Annotated in this window: 27 protein-coding genes; 16 read left to right on the top strand and 11 right to left on the bottom strand. The window is 56.7% G+C overall.

Translation table 11 applies throughout. From position 1 onward, the window contains the following. From B5G34_RS03155 to B5G34_RS03100, 12 genes are all read left to right on the top strand, one after another. On the top strand, nt 1–486 hold the full coding sequence (locus B5G34_RS03155; RefSeq protein WP_087334136.1) for a 3-isopropylmalate dehydratase small subunit: 486 nt from the start codon (nt 1–3) through the stop codon (nt 484–486). Continuing rightward, complete coding sequence (gene leuB, locus B5G34_RS03150) at nt 483–1,559, top strand: 3-isopropylmalate dehydrogenase (RefSeq protein WP_087334135.1); 1,077 nt, start codon at nt 483–485, stop codon at nt 1,557–1,559. Before B5G34_RS03155 ends, leuB begins: the two co-directional genes overlap by 4 nt. A gap of 122 nt (nt 1,560–1,681) precedes the next feature. Then, nucleotides 1,682–2,212: a crossover junction endodeoxyribonuclease RuvC gene (gene ruvC, locus B5G34_RS03145; RefSeq protein ID WP_087334133.1), complete on the top strand. Its 531-nt coding sequence runs from the start codon at nt 1,682–1,684 to the stop codon at nt 2,210–2,212. Between the two features lie 12 nt (nt 2,213–2,224). Next, a complete protein-coding gene (gene ruvA, locus B5G34_RS03140) occupies nt 2,225–2,830 on the top strand; it encodes a Holliday junction branch migration protein RuvA (protein WP_087334132.1) in 606 nt (201 codons plus the stop codon). A 22-nt stretch (nt 2,831–2,852) separates the two neighbouring features. Beyond that, the gene (locus B5G34_RS03135) at nt 2,853–3,191 is read left to right on the top strand and encodes a DUF6054 family protein (protein WP_087334130.1); all 339 of its coding nucleotides are present in this window, start codon (nt 2,853–2,855) and stop codon (nt 3,189–3,191) included. 12 nt (nt 3,192–3,203) lie between these two features. Then, complete coding sequence (gene ruvB / locus B5G34_RS03130; protein ID WP_087334129.1) at nt 3,204–4,259, top strand: Holliday junction branch migration DNA helicase RuvB; 1,056 nt, start codon at nt 3,204–3,206, stop codon at nt 4,257–4,259. A 69-nt stretch (nt 4,260–4,328) separates the two neighbouring features. After that, a complete protein-coding gene (locus B5G34_RS03125) occupies nt 4,329–4,607 on the top strand; it encodes an SdpI family protein (protein ID WP_087334127.1) in 279 nt (92 codons plus the stop codon). Between the two features lie 6 nt (nt 4,608–4,613). Further along, nucleotides 4,614–5,966 carry a phosphoglucosamine mutase gene (gene glmM, locus B5G34_RS03120; RefSeq protein WP_087334126.1) on the top strand — a complete coding sequence of 451 codons (1,353 nt, stop codon included), beginning with the start codon at nt 4,614–4,616 and terminating at the stop codon, nt 5,964–5,966. A 75-nt stretch (nt 5,967–6,041) separates the two neighbouring features. Then, the gene (locus B5G34_RS03115) at nt 6,042–6,677 is read left to right on the top strand and encodes a sigma-70 family RNA polymerase sigma factor (RefSeq protein ID WP_087334124.1); all 636 of its coding nucleotides are present in this window, start codon (nt 6,042–6,044) and stop codon (nt 6,675–6,677) included. A 71-nt stretch (nt 6,678–6,748) separates the two neighbouring features. Continuing rightward, the gene (locus tag B5G34_RS03110; protein WP_087334122.1) at nt 6,749–7,030 is read left to right on the top strand and encodes a zinc-ribbon domain containing protein; all 282 of its coding nucleotides are present in this window, start codon (nt 6,749–6,751) and stop codon (nt 7,028–7,030) included. 133 nt (nt 7,031–7,163) lie between these two features. Next, nucleotides 7,164–7,637 (top strand): spore coat protein CotJB, encoded by a 474-nt coding sequence (locus B5G34_RS03105; protein WP_087334120.1) that lies wholly within the window; start codon nt 7,164–7,166, stop codon nt 7,635–7,637. Next, nucleotides 7,637–8,242 (top strand): manganese catalase family protein, encoded by a 606-nt coding sequence (locus tag B5G34_RS03100; RefSeq protein ID WP_087334118.1) that lies wholly within the window; start codon nt 7,637–7,639, stop codon nt 8,240–8,242. The genes B5G34_RS03105 and B5G34_RS03100 overlap by 1 nt, the downstream gene beginning before the upstream one ends. A gap of 42 nt (nt 8,243–8,284) precedes the next feature. Here B5G34_RS03100 and B5G34_RS03095 read toward each other — a convergent pair whose 3' ends face one another. The 7 genes from B5G34_RS03095 to B5G34_RS03065 form a co-directional block, all read right to left on the bottom strand. Next, on the bottom strand, nt 8,285–8,665 hold the full coding sequence (locus tag B5G34_RS03095) for an S-layer homology domain-containing protein (protein ID WP_087334116.1): 381 nt from the start codon (nt 8,663–8,665) through the stop codon (nt 8,285–8,287). 26 nt (nt 8,666–8,691) lie between these two features. Further along, nucleotides 8,692–8,913, bottom strand: a complete 222-nt coding sequence (locus tag B5G34_RS03090; protein WP_140397182.1) for a hypothetical protein — start codon at nt 8,911–8,913, stop codon at nt 8,692–8,694. A 196-nt stretch (nt 8,914–9,109) separates the two neighbouring features. Continuing rightward, on the bottom strand, nt 9,110–10,813 hold the full coding sequence (locus B5G34_RS03085) for a recombinase family protein (RefSeq protein WP_087334113.1): 1,704 nt from the start codon (nt 10,811–10,813) through the stop codon (nt 9,110–9,112). 85 nt (nt 10,814–10,898) lie between these two features. Continuing rightward, nucleotides 10,899–11,183, bottom strand: a complete 285-nt coding sequence (locus tag B5G34_RS03080) for a hypothetical protein (RefSeq protein ID WP_087334111.1) — start codon at nt 11,181–11,183, stop codon at nt 10,899–10,901. Between the two features lie 49 nt (nt 11,184–11,232). After that, nucleotides 11,233–12,543, bottom strand: a complete 1,311-nt coding sequence (locus tag B5G34_RS03075) for a relaxase/mobilization nuclease domain-containing protein (protein WP_087334109.1) — start codon at nt 12,541–12,543, stop codon at nt 11,233–11,235. A 1-nt stretch (nt 12,544) separates the two neighbouring features. Further along, nucleotides 12,545–12,862, bottom strand: a complete 318-nt coding sequence (locus tag B5G34_RS03070) for a hypothetical protein (protein WP_087334108.1) — start codon at nt 12,860–12,862, stop codon at nt 12,545–12,547. Next, on the bottom strand, nt 12,850–14,037 hold the full coding sequence (locus B5G34_RS03065; protein ID WP_087334106.1) for an AAA family ATPase: 1,188 nt from the start codon (nt 14,035–14,037) through the stop codon (nt 12,850–12,852). The genes B5G34_RS03070 and B5G34_RS03065 overlap by 13 nt, the downstream gene beginning before the upstream one ends. Nucleotides 14,038–14,194: 157 nt before the next feature. Between B5G34_RS03065 and B5G34_RS03060 the strand changes: the two genes are divergently transcribed. The 4 genes from B5G34_RS03060 to B5G34_RS03045 all read left to right on the top strand — a co-directional run bounded on the left by B5G34_RS03060 (nt 14,195) and on the right by B5G34_RS03045 (nt 18,293). Beyond that, nucleotides 14,195–15,319, top strand: coding sequence for a DUF6076 domain-containing protein (locus B5G34_RS03060; RefSeq protein ID WP_087334104.1), 1,125 nt, complete (start codon nt 14,195–14,197; stop codon nt 15,317–15,319). After that, complete coding sequence (locus B5G34_RS03055; protein WP_087334102.1) at nt 15,316–16,278, top strand: sigma-70 family RNA polymerase sigma factor; 963 nt, start codon at nt 15,316–15,318, stop codon at nt 16,276–16,278. Before B5G34_RS03060 ends, B5G34_RS03055 begins: the two co-directional genes overlap by 4 nt. Before the next feature lie 86 nt (nt 16,279–16,364). Then, nucleotides 16,365–16,706, top strand: a complete 342-nt coding sequence (locus B5G34_RS03050; protein WP_087334100.1) for a hypothetical protein — start codon at nt 16,365–16,367, stop codon at nt 16,704–16,706. Between the two features lie 30 nt (nt 16,707–16,736). Beyond that, entirely contained in the window at nt 16,737–18,293 is a 1,557-nt protein-coding gene (locus B5G34_RS03045; RefSeq protein ID WP_087334098.1) for a hypothetical protein, read from the top strand. On the opposite strand, the gene B5G34_RS03040 is transcribed toward B5G34_RS03045, so the two are convergent. The 4 genes from B5G34_RS03040 to B5G34_RS03025 all read right to left on the bottom strand — a co-directional run bounded on the left by B5G34_RS03040 (nt 18,288) and on the right by B5G34_RS03025 (nt 21,999). Continuing rightward, the gene (locus B5G34_RS03040; protein ID WP_087334096.1) at nt 18,288–18,590 is read right to left on the bottom strand and encodes a DUF6809 family protein; all 303 of its coding nucleotides are present in this window, start codon (nt 18,588–18,590) and stop codon (nt 18,288–18,290) included. The genes B5G34_RS03045 and B5G34_RS03040 overlap by 6 nt on opposite strands. A 93-nt stretch (nt 18,591–18,683) precedes the next feature. After that, the gene (locus B5G34_RS03035; protein ID WP_087334094.1) at nt 18,684–19,367 is read right to left on the bottom strand and encodes a TIGR02391 family protein; all 684 of its coding nucleotides are present in this window, start codon (nt 19,365–19,367) and stop codon (nt 18,684–18,686) included. A 21-nt stretch (nt 19,368–19,388) separates the two neighbouring features. Beyond that, the gene (locus tag B5G34_RS03030) at nt 19,389–21,377 is read right to left on the bottom strand and encodes a site-specific DNA-methyltransferase (RefSeq protein WP_087334092.1); all 1,989 of its coding nucleotides are present in this window, start codon (nt 21,375–21,377) and stop codon (nt 19,389–19,391) included. Next, nucleotides 21,367–21,999 carry a hypothetical protein gene (locus tag B5G34_RS03025; protein ID WP_140397181.1) on the bottom strand — a complete coding sequence of 211 codons (633 nt, stop codon included), beginning with the start codon at nt 21,997–21,999 and terminating at the stop codon, nt 21,367–21,369. Before B5G34_RS03025 ends, B5G34_RS03030 begins: the two co-directional genes overlap by 11 nt.

The raw sequence follows: 21,999 nt of genomic DNA, 5'->3' as shown, positions 1-21,999 counted from the left end.
ATGAAAGTATATAAGTACGGCGACAACGTGGATACCGACGTGATCATTCCCGCCCGGTACCTCAACGCCCCCGACGAGAAATCCCTGGCCTCCCACTGCATGGAGGACATTGACGCCAACTTCGCCTCCACCGTGGAGGAGGGAGACATCATCGTGGCCGGTGCCAACTTCGGCTGCGGCTCCTCCCGGGAGCATGCGCCCCTGTCCATCAAGGCCTGCGGCGTGAAGTGCGTCATCGCCCCCTCCTTCGCCCGCATCTTCTACCGCAACGCCATCAACATCGGCCTGCCCATCATGGAGAGCGCCGAGGCTGCCGCCGCCATCCAGGCGGGGGACACGGTGAGCGTGGACTTCGCCGCCGGCACCATTACCGACGAGACCCAGGGCAAGACCTGGCAGGCCGCCCCCTTCCCGGCCTTCGTGGACAACATCATCCAGGCCGGCGGCCTGCTCAACTCCCTGAAAGCGCGAGGTGTGGCCAAATGAATTATAAAATCGCTTTGATCCGGGGCGACGGCATCGGCCCCGAGGTGGTAAACGAGGCCGTCAAGGTGCTGGAGGCCGTGGGCAAAAAGTTCGGTCACAGCTTCACCTATGAGGACGTGCTGCTGGGCGGCTGCGCCACCGACGCGGTGGGGAAGAGCTACCCCGACGGCACCGCCGAGAAGTGCAAGGCCTGCGACGCCGTCCTGCTGGGCGCCGTGGGCGGCCCCAAGTGGGGGAGCGACAAGCCCGCCGAGCAGCGGCCTGAGACCGCTCTGCTGGCCATCCGCAAGGACCTGGGCCTGTACGCCAACCTGCGCCCCGCCGCTCTGCGGCCCGCCATGGCCGACGCCTGCCCTCTGAAGAAGGAGACCGCCGAGAAGGGCATCGACCTGATGATGGTCCGTGAGCTCACCGGCGGCATCTACTTCGGCCAGCGGGAGAAGTACCAGACCGAGGACCGGGGCATGGAAGCCGCCGACCGGATGGCCTACTCCGAAAAGGAGATCGAGCGCATCGGCCGCCGCGCCTTCGAGCTGGCCCGGCTGCGCCGGAAGAAGGTGTCCTCCGTGGACAAGGCCAACGTGCTGGAGACCTCCCGGCTGTGGCGGAGCGTCATGCACCGGCTGGCGGAGGAGTACGCCGACGTGGAGTACGAGGACGTGCTGGTAGACAACTGCGCCATGCAGCTGGTGCGGGACCCCGGCCAGTTTGACGTGGTGGTCACCGAGAATATGTTCGGCGACATCCTGTCCGACGAGGCAAGCATGGTCACCGGCTCCATCGGCCTGCTGCCCTCCGCCTCCATCGGCGACACCGCACCCGGCCTGTACGAGCCCATCCACGGCTCCGCCCCCGACATCGCCGGCCAGGACAAGGCCAACCCCATCGCCACCATCCTGTCGGTGGCTATGATGTTCCGCTACTCCTTCCACCTGGCCGCCGAGGCCGACGCGGTGGAGGCCGCCGTGGACGCTGTGCTGGCCGAGGGCTGGCGCACCGCCGACATCGCCGAGCCGGGCGTCACCCCCATCGGCACCAAGCAGATGGGCGACCTCATCTGCGCCAAAATCTGAGTCTGAACAGAGGAGACGGCTGTGCCGTCTCCTCTTTCTGCTTCCCCCATTTCCTCCTTGCGCCCTATCCGCCGCCGTGATACAATATTCTCTGTATAGCATACAGAAAGGGAAGGCACACCATGCTGATTTTAGGGATCGACCCCGGCTTTGCCATCGTTGGTTTCGGCCTGGTGGAGGCGGCGGGGGGCAGGGCCCGGATGGTCCAGTGCGGCGCCATCACCACCCCGGCAGGGGAGAGCCTGCCCGCCCGGCTCCTCCAGATCTCCAACGACATGGACCAGCTGCTGGAGCAGTTCCAGCCCGACGCCATGGCCATCGAGGAGCTCTTCTTCAACAACAACATCACCACCGGCATCGGCGTGGCCCAGGCCCGTGGGGTGCTGCTGCTGGCGGCGGAGCGCCATGGGGTGCCCATCTACGAATACACCCCCAGCCAGGTGAAGCAGGCGGTGGTGGGCTACGGCAAGGCGGAAAAACGGCAGGTCATGGACATGACAAAGCGGCTTTTGAACCTGAAGGCCGTGCCCAAGCCGGACGACGCCGCCGACGCGGTGGCCATCGCCCTGTGCCACGCCCGCTCGTTCACCTCCCGGCTCCAGAGCCCCGACGCCAACCGGCCGGGCAGCGGCCGGTATGACGCACGTCGTTAGGAGTTTACCATTATGTTTTATTATGTCAAAGGAACCGTGGCCCACACCGCCCCCTATCTGGCGGTCATCGACTGCGGCGGGGTGGGCTACGCCTGCCGCACCACCAACAACACCCTGGCCCGCCTAAAAAAGGGGGAGAGTGCCAAGCTGTTCACCCACCTGAACGTCCGGGAGGACGCCATGGAGCTCTACGGCTTTGCCACCGAGAACGAGCTCAACTGCTTTCAGCTTCTGATCTCAGTGTCCGGCGTAGGCCCCAAGGCGGCTCTGTCCATCCTGTCCTCCGCCACCCCCGAGTCCCTGGCCATGAGCATCATCACCGGGGACGAGAAGGCCCTCACCGTGGCCCAGGGCATCGGCAAAAAGATCGCCCAGCGCATCATTCTGGAATTAAAGGATAAGCTGGCCAAGGGCCAGATCAGCCCGGGAGGCGAGCGCTACGGCGGCACCGGCGTCACCGTCATCCCGGAGAACAAGTCCTCCGAGGCCGCCGCCGCCCTGGCGGTGCTGGGCTACTCCCAGACCGAGATCGGCATGGCCCTCAAGGGGATCGACGTGGATACCCTCAGCCTGGAGGACATCATCAAGCAGGCCCTGAAGAAAATGGTAAAGGGGTAATTCCCCGAAGGGAGGAACCATCATGGCCAAACTGGAACGGCATCTCACCGGCAATTTCAATTCATTGCTGAACTATCTCCACAACGGTATTTTGAACGGCAGCGCCTCCGCCAGCTGGGAGGACGGCAGCGAGTACGACGGCGCGGGCTTCCGGTGCGCCGTCCGGGTGTATGAGCGGTACAGCATGATCGGCGGCAACCGTGTGAGCCTGAACCTGACCCTGGTAGGGGAGGGGAACCGGGTTTTTGTGTCCGCCATCACCTCCGGCGGCAGTCAGGCCGTGCTGTTCAAGATCAACACCCTGGGAGAGGGCGCCTTCCTGGACCAGGTGGAGGAGCTGCTGGACGGCTGGCAGGGATAAGGAAGTGAGACTTTGAGCATTGCATTTTCTGAAGACGGATTTGAGACCGAGGAGCCTCTGGTGACCACATCCCTTACCCGGGATGATGAGAACGAGGGCTCCCTGCGGCCCAAAACCTTACATGAATACATCGGCCAGGAGAAGGCCAAGGGCAACCTGGAGGTCTTTATCCAGGCCGCCAAAATGAGAAATGAGCCCCTGGACCACGTGCTGCTCCACGGCCCGCCCGGCCTGGGCAAAACCACCCTCTCCAACATCATCGCCAATGAGATGGGGGTCAACATCCGCATCACCTCCGGCCCCGCCATCGAAAAGCCCGGCGATCTGGCCGCCCTGCTCACCAATCTGGCGGAAAACGATATTCTGTTCGTGGATGAGATCCACCGGCTCAACCGGTCGGTGGAGGAGATCTTATACCCCGCCATGGAGGACTTTGCCATCGACATCATCATCGGCAAGGGGCCTTCCGCCAACTCCATCCGGCTGGATCTGCCCAAGTTCACCCTTATCGGAGCCACCACCCGGGCGGGCCAGCTGTCCGCCCCGCTGCGGGACCGGTTCGGGGTGACCCTGCGGCTGGAGCTGTACACCCCGGAGGAACTGGCCCTCATCGTCACCCGGTCGGCGGGCATCCTGGAGGTGCCCATCGAGCCCGACGGCGCCATGGAGATCGCCAAGCGCAGCCGGGGCACCCCCCGCATCGCCAACCGGATGCTCCGCCGGGTGCGGGACTTTGCCCAGGTAAAGGCGGGGGGCGTCATCACCCGGGAGGTGGCCGACGTGGCCCTGTCCGCCCTGGAGGTGGACCACCTGGGGCTGGACGCCATCGACCGGCGGATGCTCCATTCCATCATCGAGCACTACGGCGGCGGCCCGGTGGGTCTGGAAACTCTGGCCGCCACCATCAACGAGGAGGCCGTCACCCTGGAGGACGTGTACGAGCCCTATCTGATGCAGATGGGCTTCCTCACCCGCACCCCAAGAGGCCGGTGCGTCACCCGGCGGGCCTATGAGCACCTGGGCCTGTCCGTCCCCGGCGGGGTGGGCATGGACCAGCTGAGTCTTTAATAAAATGAACGGGCGACCGTAAAGGTCGCCCCTACAGGGGTTTGCGGGCAGCGGAAAGGGGAGAGGACGATGGGCTTCTGGATCTTCTGTCTGGCCATGAATCTGCTGCTGCCCGTGATTATGCTGGTGTTCGGCCGGCTCTTCCAGACCCGGCCCCCAAAAACCATCAACGGCCTGTTCGGCTACCGCACCGCCCGATCCATGAAGAGCCAGGAGGCCTGGAACTTCGCCCACCGGACCTGCGGACGGCTGTGGTTCAAGCTGGGTCTGGTGGTGCTGATGGGCAGCATTCTTCCTGTAGAGCGGGCTTTGAAACAAAACTTTGACGATTTCGGCAGAAAGAGGTAATCATATATGGGTAAACTGTTTGGAACCGACGGCATCAGGGGCGTGGTCAACGCCGGTCTGGACGCGGAACTGGCTTACGACGTGGGCGTGGCGGCGGCCTATGTGCTGGCCCAGGCGAAGGGGGAGGGCCGTCCCCGCTTCGCCATCGGCAAGGACACCCGCATCTCCTCCGACCTGCTGGAGGGTGCCCTCATCGCCGGGCTGTGCTCCGCCGGAGCCGACGTGCTCCACCTGGGCGTGATCCCCACCCCCGGCGTGGCCTGGGTGACGGTGGACAGCGGCTGCGATGCCGGCATCGTCATCTCCGCCTCCCACAACCCCTTTGAGCACAACGGCATCAAGATCTTCAACGGTCAGGGCTTCAAGCTGTCCGACGAGCTGGAGGGCAAGATCGAGGACATCATCCTCAACAAGGTGGAAGTACCCCGCAAGACCGGCGGCGACATCGGCCGGGTGGTGTACGCCGACCAGAAGGAGAGCCAGGACTACATCGACCACCTGGTATCCACCATCGACTCTGACCTGTCCGGGCTGAAGATCCTGGTGGACTGCGCCAACGGCGCCTCCTCCGCCACCGCCGGCCGGCTCTTCGATTCCTTCTCCGACCTGCACACCGACATCATCAACGCCGACCCCGACGGCGTGAACATCAACAACGGCTGCGGCTCCACCCACCTGGAGGGCCTGAAGGCCATGGTCACGGCAGGGAAGTACGACCTGGGCATCGCCTTTGACGGCGACGCCGACCGCTGCCTCATGGTGGACGAGACCGGCGAGGAGATCGACGGCGATCAGGTCATCGCCGCCTGCGGCCTGGACCTGCTGTCCAAGGGCCAGCTGCCCGGCGGCGCCATCGTGGGCACCGTCATGAGCAACCTGGGCCTGCACGTCTTCTGCCGGGAGCATAACATGGAGCTCTTCTGCACCGCCGTGGGCGACCGCAACGTGCTGGAGAAGATGGAGGCGGAGGGCTGGGTCCTGGGCGGCGAGCAGTCCGGCCACACCATCTTCCGCAAATACGCCACCACTGGTGACGGCCAGCTTACCGCCCTGCAGTTCCTGGCCCTGCTCCACCGCTCCGGCAAGAAGGCCTCCCAGCTGGTGGAGGGGTGCAAGCGCTACCCCCAGACCCTCATCAACGTGCCGGTGGCCGACAACGCCGCCAAAGAGGCCATTATGAACGACGCCGACATCATGGCCGCCGTGGCCGAGCAGGAGAAGCTGCTGGCAGGCACCGGCCGGGTACTGGTGCGCCCCTCGGGCACCGAGGCCCTGGTGCGGGTCATGGTGGAGGCCCAGAGCCAGGAGAATGCAGAGAAAGTTGCATCCCTCTTGGCAAATGTCATAAAAAATCGCTGAGAATCCCGAAGTATTTTTTCGGAATCGCTTGACAAATTCAGGTATCTACGCTTATAATGTGCAAGGAGAAACGGCATGAAAGCTGACCATTTCCAACCGCTGGAGCCGGACGACGAACAGCTGTGCGCGCTGGCCGCCTCCGGTGACCGCCAGGCCGAGGAGGCCCTGGTGGTGCGCTACAACCGCCTGGTGCGCATCTGCGCCCGGCCCTATTTTCTGGCCGGCGGGGACAGCGAGGATCTGATCCAGGAGGGAATGGTGGGGCTGCTGGCAGCCATCCGGGAGTACGATCCGGAGAAGGCTGCCTCCTTCCGCACCTACGCGGAGGTCTGCATCAAAAACCGTCTGTTCTCCGTTATCAAAGCAGCAGCAAGAGATAAGCACATACCGCTGAACAACTCCGTCTCGTTCGGGAACCCTCTTTTTAGTGGGAACGGCGATCCATTGGCGTTCGGCGCGTCTGACGGTCCGGAAACCGACCCGGAGGAGATCCTCCTCAGCCGGGAATCCTTCCGGGAACGTCTGGAGGCGCTGATGGGCCAGCTGTCCGGCTTCGAGGCAAGCGTACTTCGGTTGTATCTGAACGGTCTGTCCTACTCCGAAATTGCAGCCGAGGTAAACAAGTCCCCCAAATCGGTGGACAACGCGGTGCAGCGTATCCGGCGCAAGCTGGCGCAGCAATCTTCTTCCGGCGACATCAGCAAAGGCTGATCGCAATATTACACTGACCCAGCACATGGATCATCCGGACCTGGGCAAAGAAGCAAAGAGAGGGTAACATCATGTACGAAGACAAGACTCTGGTATGTAAGGAATGTGGCCAGGAGTTCGTGTTCACCGCCGGTGAGCAGGAGTTCTACGCTGAGCGCGGCTTCCAGAACGAGCCCCAGCGCTGCAAGGCTTGCCGTGACGCCCGCAAGGCTGCCTCCCGCGGCCCCCGCGAGTACTTCACCGCTACCTGCGCTGCCTGCGGCGGCGAGGCCAAGGTGCCCTTCGAGCCCAAGTCCGATCGTCCTGTTTACTGCAGCGACTGCTTCGCCCGCATGCGCGGCGAGCAGCACTAATCTGCAACCGAAAGGCCGCCCCTGTTGGGGCGGCCTTTTTCTGTCCTCTCGGTGTCCCCGGCCCGGGCCGGTGCATAGGATGGTGTGGACGGGGCTCCCGTCCCGTCCCATTCTATAGGAGGAGGGACACCCCTTGTATCCCGAACTGGATCCAAACGTCAAAGATTCCGGCGCCTGTGACGACAGCTGCGGCACGCTCCCTGCATGCGCGCCCCTGGCCGTTCCCTATGTGCCGTTTCAGCAGAAGAATCCCAAGCGCTACTCCCAGCAGGACGCCCTTGCCAACGGCACCCTGTTTCCCGGCCTGAACCTGCCCTTCCACATCAAGGCGGAGGCGGTGAAGATGCTGGGCACCCAGCTGGCAGAGCTCCAGGCCCTGGAGTTCGTGCTGCAGGAGCTGGGCCTCTACCTGGACACCCATCAGGATGACAGCGAGGCCTTCAAGCTCTTCCAGCAGTACACCGCAATGGAGGCCGAGGCCCGCAAGCGTTACGAGGCCGCCCACGGCCCCCTGACCCAGAGCGCCGCCGCCAACGCCGAGAGCTGGAGTGCCTGGCTGGAGGGCGACTGGCCCTGGCACTACACCGCGGAAGGAGGGGCCAAGTAATGTTCCAATACGAGAAGAAGCTGCAATACCCCGTACGCATCAAGACCCCCAACCCCAAGCTGGCCGCCTGGGTCATCAGCCAGTACGGCGGACCGGACGGCGAGCTGGGCGCCTCGCTGCGCTACCTGTCCCAGCGGTACGCCATGCCCTATCCCGAGCTCAAGGGCCTGCTCACCGACATCGGTACCGAAGAGCTGGGCCACCTGGAAATGATCGGGGCCATCGTTCATCAGCTTACCCGGGGTCTCACCCAGGAGCAGCTGAGGGAGGGGGGCTTCGCACCCTATTTTGTGGACCACACCACCGGCATCTATCCCACCGCCGCCTCCGGCGCACCCTGGAACGCCGCCGGCATCGGCGTCAAGGGGGATGTGATCGCCGACCTCACCGAGGATATGGCCGCCGAGCAGAAGGCCCGGGTCACCTACGACAACATCCTGCGCCTCAGCGACGATCCCGACGTCAGCGACGTCATCCGCTTCCTGCGGGAGCGGGAGGTCGTCCACTTCCAGCGCTTCGGTGAGGCGGTGCGCCTGGCCAAGGAGAAGATGGACCAGAAGAACGTCTACTTCACCAACCCCGCCTTCGACACCGCGAAGAAATAACAAAAGAGGCCGACCCTGATGGGTCGGCCTCTTGTCATAGGCTCAGGCTACGTTCTCCAGGAAACGCATGAGGATGGTGGCCAGCTGAGAACGGGTGAGGGTATTGCTGGGGAGGAAGGTGCCGTTGCCGGCGCCGTTCATGATGCCCTTTTCCGCCACGTAGCTCACAGCGTCGGCATACCAGGCGGAGGCATCCACGTCGTCAAAGGTGTAAGCCATGTCCATGGAGTAGGTGGGCATCTTGTTCTCGGTGAGGTCGGCCAGCTTCTCCACGCCGTCCCGGGCGGACTCGGCGGACATCAGGATCACAGAGGTGAGGGAGATCTCACAGATGCCGGTGTCCACCAGGGGATCGGCGGCCTTCACGTTGTCGTTGTTGGAGGTGGACACCGTGGCGCTGACGGACACGCCCTTCTCGTTCATGCCCGCCTCGCCGTAGGCCTCCGCGATCAGATTGCCGTCTGGGCGTGATCGGCCGCCGGGCGCACCTCAAATACCTTGTCGTACAGCTTGCCGATGTCCTCCGAGCGGCCCACATAGGTTGAGCCGTTTTCCGACTGCTGGCTGCCCACATAGAGGCCGCAGCACGCATTGGCGCTGACGCCGCTGCCAATTACCATGGAACCGGCCAGCACCACCGCTCCAAGCTGTTTGTACCATTCAGCCCGCAAGCGTGCGCGCTGCGCGCGTGCGACGCAGCGGGCTGCATCCCCTCGAAAAAATGCTGGCATTTTTGAGAAGCGTGTCGAGACTTCTCGACACGCGAAAACGACCGCCCCGTGTGATAGTTCCCATAGGTACATTTTCTGAACCTTGTGAATTGTCAGGCACACAGGCGGACAGCGGAAGCTGTCCGCCTGTTGTGTTTTATGCCAGCAATCGCTTGATTTCTTCAATATCTGTAATCTGCTTTGTGATATGCGGTATGTGCTCACCTTCCTGCATAGGGCTGTCCACTCTGCCGATGTCCCTGTACACGATCCTGATACTTTGTCCTGCGGAGCGGGAATACTTTTGGCTCCGTTCTCCCACCTCAATCCGCTGGATGAAGAGCCGCAGCAGCTCCGGCGTCAGTTCGTCGATGGTAGTGTACCGTTTGGCCTTCTCAATGAAGGCGTCCACATTGGCGGCTGAGGCTTTCAGTTTCTCCAACTGTTCCTCCTTGGCTGGAATGGCGACAGACAGATTTTTTTGCTCGGCGTTGTAGTCTGCGGAGAGCATGCGGAACTGTTCATTGGTCACCCGTCCCAGAACATTGTCTTCGTAGAGACGCTTGAACAGCGCGGACAACTCATCGTATCTCCGACGCATAGAATCCAGTTCCTTCTGCAGACGGTTGATCTCTCGGCGCAGTTCTGCAGTGTTCCTCTGGTTGATATACTGGGCGAACTGCCGCTCTTTCATCCGTGCGAAGTGTGTGACTCTGCGCAGGTCATCCAGCACGATGGCTTTCAGATCCGCCTCCCGGATCTGATGGGGTGAGCAGGCGCTTTTCCCGCGCTTGCTGTAAGTTGAACACCGGAAATAGTACTGATCCTCCCGCATCTTTTCCGTCCGACAGAGCACCATGTATTTTTTGCAGTCGGCACAGTAGACCAATCCGGAGAACAGATTGGGTTCCTCCATGTGCTTGGGTGGCCGCCGCTTGTGCGCTCGCACATCCTGCACGATCTCCCAGACCTCCATGGAGATAAGCGGCTCATGGGTGTTCTCCACGAGGATCTGCTCGCTCTCCGGTTTCTGGATCTGCTTTTTGTTTTTGTAGGAGAGCGTTGTTTTCTTCATGTTGAGCGTATGCCCGATGTAAACCTTGTTTTCCAAGATCTTAGCCACTGTCTTGCCAGACCAGGTGTAGGGACGTGTGGTATCCAGATTGGTGCAGGCGGCTCCGGTAGTCTGGTAGTACTGGTTGGTCGGATTCAGCACCTGCTCTCGGGTCAGGATTCTGGCGATCTGGTTTGGCCCTTTCCCCGCTGCACACAGGTCAAAGATCTGACGCACAATGGGGGCGGTTTCTTCATCGGGGATAATCTCCTTGGAGTCCTTGTCCTTTTTCTTGTAGCCGTAAGGCGGTTTGCCGCCCAGCCGCTCTCCGCGCTCCGCTTGCATCTTCTTGATGGCGCGTACTTTCTTACTGGTGTCCTTGGCGTGGAGTTCGTTGGCCCAGTTACGGATAGGATTAAAGTCGTTGCTGCTCTCCACCAGGGAATCCACGCCATCATTGACCGCGATAAAGCGGACACCCTTTTCCGGAAAGTAGATCTCCGTGTACTGTCCCACCTGAAGGTATTCTCGTCCCAGGCGGCTGAGATCCTTGACGATGATGGTCTCCACCTCGTCCCGTTCCACCATTTCTATGATCTTCTTCCAGGCCGGACGGTCAAAGTTTGTACCGGAGTAGCCATCGTCCGCCAGGAACAGTGTGTTTTCAAATCCATGATCCGCTGCGTACTGCTCCAGGAAGAGTTTCTGATTGTGGATGGAATTGGACTCTTTCTGCCGGTCATCCCTCTGCCGCTCATCCTCCTGACTGAGTCTTCCGTATAAGATATTATATTTTTGGCTTGCCATATATCTGTAACCTCCTTTTACTGGGGCAAGCCGGTATGGGGTACGGACAGTATACCCCACCGGCCTGCACAAGTCCACGGAAACCTTACGCGCTGTGGGCTTCCTTCTTTAGGTCTGCGTCAATGAGCGAGAGCAGTCTGTCTGTGGGTGTCGCTGTGGCCTCAATCGGGAACACGGAGGTCACATGAAAGACCTTCCCTCCAATGAGCATCTCCCTTTGATTGATGTTGTGATCGCCCTGGTGCTGGTAGCAGGTGTCACGAAAACTGGTCAGTACCTCTCCGCTTTCCGTTTCCCGCAGTATTGCTCCGCCGGGATCGTACCCGCCCAGCATTCCAGTATCCCGGTATTCCTCGTATTCTGTTCTCATAGAACTCCTTTCCTCCGGACATGATCCGGACAATAAAAATAGCAGACCGTCACATGGTCTGCTGCCAAGTTGGTTCTTCTTCGTGATCGTCCGCCTTATGACCGAGGGCGATTTTTATTTGCCGTTCCCGACGGAGCGTTTTTCGGTCCGTGTGCTGGTGCATGGTGGTGGCATCCCTTATGGAATCAGCAGCTTGATCACGCTCCAGAGAGCGGCCAAGCCGGACCAGATCACCTGCAAGACCACCGTACCCACCATAGTTCCCAGCAAAATCAGAGCCAGCCATACCATGACCGACATTGCCGTTCCCAGACTGGGCGGAGAAATAGAAATCTCTTTCCTCTTCCCAGCCTGTCGCAGCAATGCCTGTATCTCTGCCACATCCCGCGCCAGCGCCTCCGTCTGCTCCTGAGTGGGGTACAGTTCCCTCCGGCTGGAAGCCTCCCGCAGAAGGGCTGTGTGTGCCGCTGTGTGCCGCTCCAGCTCGTCCAGCCGATGGAGCAGCTCCTGCCACTCCTCCTTGCTGGGACAGTTCTGCGGTATCATACTCTGCGGAGCGTTCCTCCGCTTCAATTCCTCCATGGGCAAACGCTGCCCGGATTCTGAACTCATGTTCCATGACCTCCTTTGTGTACTTTTCCTCGTGGAGCCGGTCGTCCCGGCACTTCATTCCCGTGGGCGTGGTGTAGGTGATGTTCTTCCGGCTGTCCGTCCAGCGCACCTGATACCCCTCACTCTCCATCAGGGAGATAAATTCCTCCTTGCTGGCAGCGTACCGCATGCACTGGTCGATGGTGTTCATGAGGCGGAATTTCCAGCTTTCACCTTTCACGGCAGAGCGGTACTCCCTGGTGCTCATCCGCTTTTGCTTGACCTGTTTCTGTGGCGGCGGAAGAATCTCCAAGCCATGTGCAGCACATATTTCATCATTGGCAATCCGGTGGGTTTGCAGGTCAGCGGCACTCTGGTGAAGCTTTTTACCATCCTGAAAGCTCACACTGTTCACCACCAGGTGATTGTGGAGATGCTCTGTGTCCACATGGGTGGCCACCAACACCTCAAAGTTTGAAAACTCACGCTGGGCCAGTTCCAGCCCCATAGCGTGAACTTCCTGTGGGGACAGGTCATCCTGCTTGTCAAAGGACTGCACGAAATGATAGTACTGTCTGCCATCTGTCTTATGGAACCGCTCCTTGGTGAGCTGCATTTCGGAGCAGACACTTTGGGCGGTGCAGTTCCAGCCGGAGACCAGCCGACGATCTTCCCATGTGGCTTTCTCCTCCTGCTGGACATAGCGCAGAACACCGCCCAGAGCACCTCTGCCACCGCCACGATTTTTGATTGCGGTGAAGGTTGCCATCTCAAGTCACCTCCCGCAGCAGCTCCCGGAGCTGTTCATAAATTTTTCCGTAGTTTTCTGCCAGCGCGTCACCCTTCAGAACTGTTACCCTCCCCATGTTGGCCAGGGTTGTGAGCTGATTCAGATTTCGCCCCTGGGCTTTCAGTTCAGACAGCACTTGTTCTAACCCTTCCACCCGCACGATCTCTTTTCCCAGTCCGCTGTAGCACAGGTAATCGGTGACTGTCAGGCCAGCAGCCCTGGCTCGTTCCCGGATAGCTTCTTTCACACGGGGCGTCACCCGCAGGGTGATGATCTCGCTCTTTTTTACTCTCTGCATTGCTCTTCCTCCCCCTCAGGGGCCGGGTACGGGGCAGCGCCCCGAAACTGTGCGCGGCGTATAGCCGGGCGCGATGCTTGCCCTCCCCAAAGGGAGGAATCCGTCTCCACAGCCCCCGCCGCGCCCTCTCCAGACGGTTGGTCAACAGCAGTAGGGTCGATAGGGACGATTTCTCCGGCACCCTCCAAATCGACACTATCGGCACGATTCAGCTCGATTACACGCTTGCCGTTGCTTCGGCGGATCACTGCAGCAATTCCGTTCTTCCTTAGGGCCTCAACGCTTTGCAGGATCAGCCTTGAAATCTTTTTGGGCGTTACCCCTTCGGCCTTATCAGGGTCGATCTTTTCGGAGAGCTCCGTGGGAGTGCCGATAAATACTGTTCTGGTGCTCATAAATGCGGAGATGAGAACGACGATCCGATCCTCACGCAGCACGGGTTCTTCTCTGCTGTCCGAAACCAACTCCCACACATTTTCCTCGCTGCGTCGAAGCTCCAGCTCCCGGTATTCGATGTCCCGGCCCACACAGGTCAGTCTGGCTCTGCCGCTGCCCCGCTTTTCTTCCACCAGGGTGAAGCTGGAATCCACTGCACCGCTGATGGCAGTGGTCCCGGAGATCCGGTGGAACACATCTTCCGCCTTTTCTTTCCGCAGATGGTGGATGAGCAGGATGGCGATGCCGTGCTTGTCCGCCAACCGCTTGAGCACAGACAGATCCCGGTAGTCGTTGGCGTAGGTGGCATCGTGGACTGGGCGGACCATCTGCAGGGTATCGATGATGACCAGCACGGTGTCCGGGTGGGCGGTGAGGAATGTTTCTATCTGTTCCTCCAGTCCCTGACCGATGAGGGCGCACTCGGTACAGAAGTGGACGCTGCTTGGTGCGTCCTCCGTGATCTCAAACAGCCGGTTCTGGATGCGGAGGACGGAGTCCTCCAGACAGAGATAGAGGGTGGTACCCTGCCTGGTGGTCATGTTCCACACCGGTTCTCCCTTGGCCACTGTCACGGCCAGCCACAGAGCGAGCCAGGACTTGCCCACTTTCGGGGAGCCTGCCAGGATGTGCAGGCCCTGCGCAAGCAGGGTGTCCACCACAAAATTGGGCGAGTGAAGTGGTTGGCTCATCAAGGTTGCTCCATCCACTGTGCGGAGCGGTGCGTTGTTTTTTCTCATAGTCAATTCCTCCTTGTTCTGAATATGAAAAGCGCCCACATCAGTGAGCGCTTCCGGGAAAGGTATTTTTCCTTTCACTTGATTATTCTGGGAGTTTTGATAAAATGAGAATATCACAAGACAGGGCTAAAACAGATATAGGACAGGAGGAGGACACATGCCGCTGGGGATCAAGCAGAACAACAACCTGCTGTACCTCACACTGGACGTGTGGCAGGATTTAGTTTTTCTGAACGAGCAAGCCTATCCCGCCGGATATTTCGCGGCCAATATCATGAATCAGGATCAGGCAACCCTTCAGGCCCTGATCCATTACGGCGGTGCCATCAGCAAAGAGGCGGAAGCACTCCTGAACGCAGATCGGGACACCTTTGCCCGTCTGCTCCCACAGGTGCGCTCAGATGTGTCCGCCCTGCTGGATGTGCTGTGGACATACCCGCCCTTCTGCTTTCTGGACAAGTCTGGAGAACTGGAGGTGCTGGATCAATATTGCCGCGAGAACATGGTGGATGCCCTGATGTCGACCGAGGCCCCGTATCGGGATTTTTTCTTGCACTACCTGGCCGCCGCCTTTGCGATCCCCCTGGGGATCTATCATTTTGTTGTAGCGGCGGACTACTTTGAGCGGGGATATCTCTACCGGCTCAAGGAGCGGAACGAGACCTTCTTTGCCATTGCCGCCCACGACTGTTTCACCAGCGACGACTTCTGGCATGTGATGGACGCCCTCCCCTTGCCGGATATTGAAAAATTTACGGTGTCCCCAGTCATGGAGTCCACGTACATCTTTGCCAGGAACCCTACCCAGGAAGAAAAGATGGTGTTTGTCCAGCGCGTCCGCTTTCACAGGATCATGTCGTTCTACTGCTTCGACCTGATGAACGGGCTGCATCATGGCCACGCCCCCTGCGTGTGTCAGAACTGTGAGAGGTATTTTCTTACCCGCAGCGGGCACAAGCCTAAATACTGCAGCGGCATAGCTCCCCAGGACAGCCGCCTGACCTGCCGCCAGTACGGAGCCATGATGCACCAGAAGGAGCAGAACAAGCAACACCCTGTCTACCGTCTGTTCAGTACCCGCACCAACACCATCCGCAAGCATCACCAGAGAGGAAAAATTTCCGACGAGCTGCGGCGGGAAGCACTGTATCTCGCGGAGGCCTATCGGGACCGGGCGCTTATGGACAACGACTATGCCGCTGGAGACTATGCCCACGATATGGAACAGGAGACACTCTACGCCCAGGCCAGGCAGCGGCTTGCCCAGGAGGACAAGCCATGAGCATGTATCTCTGTGACGCGCCCTGTCCCAGCAACGAGGAGCTTGCCCGGCGTATACAGGCAGGCAATCCAGGGGCCGCTTCGCTTCTGCTTTCCCAGAACGAGGGATACCTGACCATGCTGGCCGCAAGCTACTGCGAACAATTTTCTCAGGATTTTCTGGTGGACGATCTCAAGCAGGAGGGTGCGCTGGCACTGCTGGACGCGGCACAGCGGTTTGAGCCATCCATGGGAACCAGGCTGCTGACCTACGCCACGCCTGCCATTGAATCAGCCATGAAGGACTGCGCCGCCCAAAGTTCTTTTTCTCTGTCGCTCCCGCTGGACCGTTACTACCAACTGCGCCAGGTAGCGTTCCTCTATGCCACACACGAGCAGGACACCGAAGCAGATCTTCTGACCGCCATTCAAGAGAAGCTGGAAGTCTCCGTCAAAGTGGCCAAGCGTCTGCTGGAAGAATATCGCACCGTGTTTCAGATCGAGCCACTGGGTGATCGTGTCTTCGATATTAGTTTCGGCGGTGATCCCGCCAGGGCCTATGACCGTTTCATGCGCCGGACGCTGCTTCTCCAGCGTATGGAGGAGGTGCTCAAGCCCAGAGAGTTGAACTTGGTGCGCTGTTATCTGGGGATCGGCCAGCCCAATGAGCAGGGCATGACCTTTCAGGAACTGGCCATTCGGCTGAACTACAACGGCCCCAGCGGGGCGGAGAAGGCGTATAAGAGCGCCATCCGGAAACTTAGAAAACAGTTGAACGGCGGCACTTACGGTCAGTGGCTCTCCATCCAGAAAGCGATTCAAGCTGCACGCCGGGAGGCCTGCGAGGTAAAAGCGTACAGTTCACCTCAGGCCACATGGATGGATGAACAGAAGCTGGTTCATGGCTTTTTGTGCAAAACTGCGGTATTATCAGATGTGTATTGTGTCCTACATGAAGCGTGGGAGACAAATGGGCCGTAACGCAACCGGTCTGTACACCAGAGTACATCACTCGTTTCTTCCTGCATGCCGGTACTTTTTGCTTCATTTTACGAGGAGATTTCTCTATGGAGTATGTTGCTTTTGATTATAATGAGCCCACCAATCAGTGCTGGAAGGAGATCATGGCGGAAAAGCTGAAAACTGCCTCCACTTTTGAAATCCACTGTTGGACGGAGGAAACAGAGGAGATCACCATGGCACTTCCGTTTGGAACATTCAAAGAAAGCACCTGGCAATACGGAAAAATCATTGAAGGTACGGTAACGCCGGAATTTACTTCTTTTTTATTGGGCTTACCCAAGCCCACCGATACCGAGATCTATAACAAAATGACGCCGTTCTTTACCATTGCGTTGGACAACGGCTTTTGGTCGGAGCATTACGGCAGCGAACTGGACGGCATTTGACGAAACCCTACTTACCGGGAGGAGATTCCAATGAAACTTACCTATCTGAAATTCTTAAAGTATGGCATCGATTTGGCTCCTCTGGGGCTGGAACGGAGTACCGGGGACGAGACCTATTTTTGCACCCCCAAGGGGGCCAAAGTCATTGGCTGGGCTGGAGCGGATGGGATTCACTTTTGCTTTATTCGCGGCTTTGGCGAGATGGTGTTTGCCGTCAGCCCCATGAATATTGCGCCCGACTATGTCCACCCTCTGGCGCGAAATTTTCCTGATTTCCTGCGTCTGCTGCTTGCCTGTGGCGATAGTGCGGCACTGGAACAGTCGTGGCAATGGAATTTCGAACAGTTTCAGGCGTTTCTGGCGGATAATCCGCCCACAGAGGAGCAGAAAACTGTGCTCGCACAGATTTCCCGTCAGACCGGCCTCTCTCCCTTAGAGGAGCCGTGGCAGTATCTCCATGAACTACAGAACACATTTGATTATAGCAAAATCAAATATACAGAGGAATTCTATGACCTGGATCTGAATCCGGATGCACCTCAGCAACCTCCGCAGTGGAAGGTATTCTATGACGGAAACTTCTGGGGTCATTCCGGCCGCGGAAGAGCCGGAAAAGAGGTGGCCATCCATAAGGAATTTGACTGGGCGGGCCGTCATTGGCTCATTCCTTCCATCTACCTGTGCGGCAAAGGGCTGGTCGTAGATTTCTGTATGCAGGTAGCGCCTTCTTATATCCGAGCGTTCATGGAAAAGTGGGATCTGTACCCAGAAACCGAATCTCTCCGAGAATTCACCCAGGAACAACGAATGCAGATCGATTTGGACAGCCCGATGAATCTGGATTTTCACGCCATCCTGCACCTGAACGGGAAAGATCTAAACCCAGACAATGGCTGTGGAACCGCCTACAACCCCTGTCTGCCCCCGGAGTATTCCGTGGGAGACGAGGCCAGACTGGCTGTGGAACACTATGGCCTGGACCCAAATTTCGGGTGGATGCTCTGGCGCTCCGCCTATCCCTGGGCGACCAAGCGCAAGCCGGAGATTCGCAGCCTTTCCCTGACAATCATCCAGGACCCAGTCTCTATCCCTGGCCCACATTTTCAGGTAAGATGTCCGGGGGATACCGCTGTCTTTTCCCATGGCGGCACGGAGCATATCCTGACCGTGCAGGAATATGAAGCCCAGGCTATGGACTGGAGCCGTATGCCGGACACTGGGCTGGAGCACCCCAGCCACTATGTGGCCATGAGCTATACTGTCACCCCGGAACTACCAGACGGTGTTTTGACCATTGTGGACTGTGACGATGGCGACCGGCCCAGGCAGGCTCCTTCCTCCCCCGATCAGCCTGTAGCTACCTCGTGCACTGTGGTCATGGGGATTATCGGCGGTGCGGACGGTCCTACAGCAATCCTTTACGGGCCGGATAAACATGGAAAACTTCACGCAGTCTGTTCTTCGCTGCATTTTGAGCCTGTGGAACAGGTAGAGTGGCGGTTGGTATTTCATGAGAAGCAGTTTGAGGATACGGTCATTGATCTATTCCATAATGCCTCACCTATACCCGGAAATTTCATTCTATAGCATAGAACAGGCATCCGTCTCAGCTTCTTCAGCTGACAATGGATGCCTGTTCGCTTCATAATGATTCAGTTCGTTTGCCATTTCCCACGCCAGACGAAAACCGCAGATGAAGCTATCCACGGAGCGTTGTTCTATCATCAGATTCTGGGCGTCGATGATCCGCAGCACCAACTTCCGCTCCGGCTTGTCCAATCGCTCAATGAGCTGCCGGTGGCAGTTTTCCACTTCCTGTTCTGATTCCACCATAGGCAGAGGGGTGTAGAATCTGTCATACAGCAATCGCAAAGTTTCATTCATGTGTCTCGCCTCCTTATAGCACGACACAATAGCACATGTCAGGGGAAATAGCCATCATTTTATCTGTAAATGCATATTGAATCTTCAGAAATTTCAATCCTCTGACAACCGCGTGTAACGAATTGCTTCATCAACTTTTTCCATCAGCAAACTCGCAAGGATGAGTCGTTTTATTGCATCTTCCCGTGAAATATATGTATTTTCATGGGCTTTAGGATTTCGTATCCCTTGAATCGCACCAGCAAAAATCTGCATATATCCTTCCTGCACATTTTTCCCACTCTCAGTGTCCAAGCCTTCAAAAATAAGAAATGGATTTGACGGAGAAAATGTTTTTCGCATCAAATCCTGCCCATCCTTTTCTTCCCCTCGATAACGCCTATAAATTCGTTTTATTCGGGAATTGACTTCCTTCATTGCAGACTCAACCGCATCTGCATAAAACCCTTGGTTGAATTTGTCTCCTGAAACCTTATAAATCAGGGGATGAAGGTAGGACCAAAACCCTTCGTTTTGCCTTGACAGAATTCTTCGTTTCAGAGAATCAAGTTGAATCAAAATTTCATCTGCTTCGGATCGCGTCATATACTGAGAAGATTTGTATACAAGATTTTCGGAGATTTTTTGCCATTCTGGTGTCATTTCAAAATGATTCTCATATATAAAATGCTGGAGATCATTGTGAAATTCTTCGTATACGGGAAGATTGAACCGAATGGTTTCTTTGACATTGTATAGTGCTTTCAACTTGGAAATTAATGTATCAATTTCTATCATTCCTATGATCACCCCTTTGGTTTATAGCTCCCACACCGTCTCATCTCCGCAGATATTGCGGATCTTCAAGCGAAGGGGGTTCTTTTCACCGCAAATGGTCCCATCCCAGAATTCTTTGGTTTTCTCACCGTTGCGGATGACATGGCCGTTTTTATCAATTTTAATTTCACTGTCCGAGTGCCATTCTCCCTGGGCTGCGGAGCAATCCAGGCTCAGGTATTCGATGAGCTCCAGACCGTCATCGCTGACCTCAATAGGTTTAAAGGGCTTCTTTGCTGTGGCGTTCATCCTGGCTTTCTCATTGAATTCGGTGATCTTCTGTAGTACACGGTCGCTGATAAAGGTATCTACCACCACGGCATAGCCACCGAAAAGGTCACCCTTCCGCTCCTCGATATGGAATTTGGCATAGTCGCCGATGACCACATCATCCAGAACGGTTTTCAGATCACGCAACTCAATTTCCACGGTGGTGCTGTCGTCCTGGTCAATGAATCTGCGGATCTCCTCCTCGCTGGTGATGTCGATGTAGTAAACGATGACTTTTTTGATACCGGCGTCCAGGTCGGGGATGGCCTGATGGATGATACGGTTCATCAGCACCACATCCAGCAGCTTGGAGGTGCTGTCCATCAGGTTGGGAACATAGACGGGGATAGTACCCAACTTGCTGTCGGTGATGGCACCCTCCCAGAAGGAGTCCAGGGAGTCCTCGTTTTTCAGGCCAGGAATCAATGATTTGATCTTGTCCATGGTCTGAACGGGGTTGCGATAGAGCTGCACACCATCCTTGATCTCCAGCACATCAAACTGCGCCCCGTCTACTTTCAGCCGATCTCGAGTGGTCTGAATGGAGTTGAGGCCAATGTCACAGTGGATGAAACGACGGCCCAGCTTGTTGGCCACCGTAGCGGAGACGCCGCTGCCGCCGAAGAAGTCGGCGACACACATTCCTTTATTGGAGGATGCATTAACAATGCGTTCTAAGAGAGCGGCTGGTTTTTGTGTAGCATAGTCAGAGCGCTCTACCGCCTGTGAATTAACCGGATTTATATCCATCCACATAGATTGTACTGGCATTCCAGGTAATTCGTCTAAATATAATTTTCGACGAATGCCACCATTTTTTGTGAAATACAGCCGTCCCTCTGAGTCAAGTTTTTCCATAGTTTCTATCGGACATCTCCAGAGGGATGTACACCCCTTATACTCATAGGTGTATCCTCCTCCTTGCAATCCTTTTGCAGAAAGGTCACGATCATCCCACTTGCGTCCGTCTGGGTCACTTCGCCTGAACCGAGCTGCATAGTCTTCGTCATATGGTACATAAACAGTATTGAATACATATTGTTCTTGAGATTTGGTATAGAAGTATATACAGTCAAAATTGTTTCCATAAAACTCTGCATCGCTGTGTGCAGTTGCGCGTTTCCAGATAATCTCGTTTCGGAAATTATCTTCTCCAAAGATCTCATCCATTAGAACTTTCATATAATGCCCGATGTGGTAATCCAAATGCACATAAATGGACGCAGTTTCGCTCATCACACTTTTAATGGACATGAGGTTCTCGTACATCCAGTTGAGATATTTTTCTTTATCCCATACATCGCCGTACATCTTTTCCTCAAAGGCTTTCAGTTCCTCGATGTCCAGCTCCTGCTCCGCCTGGTCGATGGCCTCGGCCACCTTGGGGTTACAGCGGAGATACACCTTCTTGGCATAGTCGGCGCCGCTGGCAAAGGGCGGATCGATGTACACCAGGTCCACCTGGATACCCTGCTCCTTCAAATAGGCGCAGGCGGAGACGCACTCTCCACGGATGACCAGGTTGCCATCCTTGTTTTCCCCCACGGTCTCCTGTTTTTCCATCTCGTACAGGGGCATTCCACGCTGGAGCACCATGGACATATCATCCGCGCCCTTATACTTGAGAATGCGGTTAAAGTTTCCCAATACAGCCTGTCCTTCCACAGGCTCCGGGATAAACGGTACATATTTAATCGGCATGGTCATGCTCCTCCTTGGAGTTTTTCCCTTTTCGAATATTGTAGTAATTCATGTGGTAGGAAAGCTTATCCAATGCTTCTTGAAGACACTTTATCTGTTTTATAGAATCACCGCTTGTATACTTAAAAGTATAACTTCTTATTTCATCTTCCGATATATCTCCTATGAGAAACTGACAAACTTTACTGTTGTCTTCTACCACGAGCAAATAAACCTTCCTAACAGATTCCCAGATCTCTTTGATTATCTTAGTAAGTTTGAAATGTTTATTCATTGAGAGTAACTGGCATATATAAAAATAAACCTCTTTTTTGTAGACTTTTTGCATCTCTTCAAGATTGTCTTTCAACTCATATATTCCAATCCTGTTGTCTACTCTCAGGTTCTTATTTAGAGCTTCCATAAAGTCATGGCAACCGTTATATAGAGAAAGCACCGCACGATTTCTCTCGTAAAAATAAGTTACAATAGCTGTTCCACATATTAAAATTCCACTCGAAAATAGGCCTAAAGAAAGATTGCTTGCAAATGAAAACTCGAAAAAATTTAAAATAATAGCTACAACTAATGAAAGAAGAGACAATATGCCAGATAAAGCGGCAATTCTACGCTGTAAATTCAA

It is taken from the genome of Flavonifractor sp. An82, assembly GCF_002159265.1.
Taxonomy (GTDB): Bacteria; Bacillota; Clostridia; order Oscillospirales; family Oscillospiraceae; genus Flavonifractor.
The sequence above is the reverse complement of the archived record's forward strand: the minus strand, read 5'-3'. Positions and strand labels throughout refer to the sequence as shown.